Genomic DNA, 2,920 nt, shown 5'->3' on the forward strand with positions numbered 1-2,920 from the left:
CCCTGGAGTCGATTGGCAACAAATCCTTTGATTTCTCGGTTTAGCCGAATAGGTGCTTGATTCACTTGTTGCATCAGCGTAGAGGTTTTCTCCAAAACGTTCTCAGCGGTCCATGGTGTGGGTACCAATTCAACCAACGGTACAAGATGTGGCGGGTTGATAGGGTGGGCAACAAGGCATCGCTCTCTGGATTGGAGGCTCTCCGTAAAAAGTGAAGCAACGATGCCAGAGGTAGAGCTGGCCACTACGGTTTGTGGACCCACTAGTTGGTCGATTTGGTGATAGAGTTCCTGTTTAACCTCCACCCGTTCAGGAGCGTTTTCCTGAAGGTGGTCTGCTCCATCAAGCGCATCCTCCAAACTTTCAGAGGCGTGAACCCTTCCAAAGACTTGTTCCACAGAACAGCCATTCAGCAGATTTTCTTCCACCAAACTTGGCAGACCCCCCTTGATCAATTTGATAGCAGCAGAAACTGCCCCCTCGACGGGGTCCCAAAGCCACACCTCCAAACCTGCCCTCGCAAACACGATAGACCAACTTCGGCCAATCAATCCGGTGCCCACAATCGCGACTTTCTTCGACATAACCTTCCTTAATTTATCAAGTAATTTTTGCACCAACTAATAAGTTATTGGTGTTTTGCTTGAATTCCTCAAATGACCAAGCTGAAAATAAAAGTAATTCAAGCGATATGTTAGTCCTCGGTTGCATTCCATATAGACCTGTGTCTATGATGCCTATTTCTTGTGGTTCCCTGTCGCCAATTGGGCAACCAGATGCAAAAAACTCTACTGATTATGTAGAGTTCGACATTCGATAGTTGATTCGGTGAGATTGGCAAGTAGTGTGTAATTTTTGAGCTCCCCGCATCGACCGCACAATAATTCAGCATTGCAAAACATCCATTCGCAGAGTGTTATGGAAAAACCGAAGCACATTGTGTTGACCTCACACCCGGGCCGTCTTGACCAACGTGGGCCACAGATTCATTGGGGTCAGGCGGACCCAAAGCAACGAGGCCCCATTATTGGTTCAGTCAAAAATCCCTCTAAGCGAAATGTGATTGGCACTCACTCAGGCTCCTATGCGGTTTATCGTGCGCTCGCAGTGGCTGCCGGTCAGCTTGATGCGGACCATGTTCCAGACCTAACAAATACGGCACCAATTGTACCAATTGGTCCTCACTCTCAGTGGGGGGAACCCGGAAAAATTATTTCTTTAGATCCCTTTGGTCACATGATTGGGCAGGTTTTCGCGGAGGAATTAAAGGACGGAATGGATATCCGTCCTACGATAGCTGTGACCAAGGCAAGGTTGGAATTGATTGAAATGCAGGACGCCATGCGACAGGGCCGCCTCAAGCCTGATGGCAAAGTTTTACAAGAAACAGGTGAGGTGAATGTCACCAAAATGGCTGTTGAACCAGTCTGGTATCTGCCTGGGGTTGCTGAAAGATTCGAGATTACAGAATCTCAACTTCGGCGCAACCTCTTTGAACAAACAGGGGGAATGTACCCTGAACTTGTAACTCGTCCAGATTTGCAGGTCTTTCTTCCTCCAATTGGTGGAATCACTGTCTATTTCATGGGAGATATAGAGAAGATTGGAGACAAAGACTGCAAAGTCACCTGTCGTGTTCATGATGAGTGCAACGGTTCAGACGTATTTGGTTCAGATATTTGTACTTGTCGACCCTACTTGATTCACGGTATCGAGGTGTGTGTCGAAAATGCTCAAAACGGTGGGGTTGGCATCATCGCATACTTCCGCAAGGAGGGACGGGCGCTGGGAGAAGTTACTAAGTTCTTGGTTTACAACGCGCGCAAGCGTCAAGAGGGTGGAGACCGAGCTGAGACCTATTTTGAAAGAACGGAGTGTGTGGCAGGTGTTCAGGATATGCGCTTTCAACAACTGATGCCGGATGTACTGAATTGGCTGGGTGTCAAGCATATCGACATTCTGGTTTCCATGAGCAACATGAAGTATGACGCCATTGTCTCTCAAGGGATTACCGTTGGGGAGCGTCTAGCGATTCCAGATGAGCAAATTCCGGATGATGCAAAGGTAGAGATGGAAGCCAAAAAAGCTGCAGGCTACTTCACAGATGCTTCACTGGATCCTGATGCTCTCAAAAGCACCGTTGGCCGAAATCTGGAGCAGTTTTAAACGTACATGACCTTAGATCCGTTTGAGTTCCTAAACTCGCCAAAGACAATCCGTGAACGGTGCTCTCAACTTTATCTGCTGGGATTAGAAGACCGATTGGAGCATTTCCGCATTAAGAAAGATCGGTTACCGCTAACTGTGGAATTGGTTAAAGATGAAATCTTAGCCAACTACCCCGATCTGAATGTTCCCTCTCATAGCCGCTGGCAACATTTTGATGTCAGGGGGACGAATCACTGGTCTCCATTTAAGTCAAAAATTCGGGATGATCGAGAACTCCTGCTAGCTCAGATCGATTTGGCGGTGACCAGTGTCTTGTTAGATGCGGGAGCAGGACCCAACTGGCGTTTTCAAGATCCTCTCACCGGAGAGAACCATTCTCGCTCAGAAGGTTTGGCCCTAGCGAGCTTATATCTCTTTTCGAAGGGAACTTTCTCGAGTAATCCTAATGATCCATTGAAAGCTGATGCGGAGAGTCTTCGAAAGTTTAGTGTTGAGCAGTTGGCTGAAGGATTTCAAGTCTCAGCGGCAAATCCACTTGTTGGGTTGGAAGAAAGGGCTGCTCTACTAAGAAGATTAGGTGAGCAACTGATCAGTTTTCTTGGGACGGACCAAGAGCCAAACCCAAGAATAGCGAATATTCTCGATAAAATTCCAATCAGCGAGGATCGTGTTCTTAAAGTGGATCGCTTGCTGGGAACTTTGTTAAAGCTGCTGCAGGATGTCTGGCCTCCACGTTTGACTCTAGGTGGGC

Annotated in this window: 3 protein-coding genes; 2 read left to right on the forward strand and 1 reads right to left on the reverse strand. The window is 47.6% G+C overall.

Going from position 1 to position 2,920, the window contains the following annotated elements; translation table 11 throughout:
* Nucleotides 1–584: 3-hydroxyacyl-CoA dehydrogenase NAD-binding domain-containing protein (locus P8O70_21650; protein ID MDG2199447.1), on the reverse strand; the 584-nt coding region annotated here is incomplete at its 3' end.
* Between the two features lie 334 nt (nucleotides 585–918).
* Here P8O70_21650 and P8O70_21655 point away from each other — a divergent pair.
* On the forward strand, nucleotides 919–2,166 hold the full coding sequence (locus P8O70_21655) for a GTP cyclohydrolase II (GenBank protein MDG2199448.1): 1,248 nt from the start codon (nucleotides 919–921) through the stop codon (nucleotides 2,164–2,166).
* A 6-nt stretch (nucleotides 2,167–2,172) separates the two neighbouring features.
* Nucleotides 2,173–2,920: DUF1688 family protein (locus P8O70_21660; protein ID MDG2199449.1), on the forward strand; the 748-nt coding region annotated here is incomplete at its 3' end.

This window comes from SAR324 cluster bacterium, assembly GCA_029245725.1.
GTDB lineage: Bacteria > SAR324 > SAR324 > SAR324 > NAC60-12 > JCVI-SCAAA005.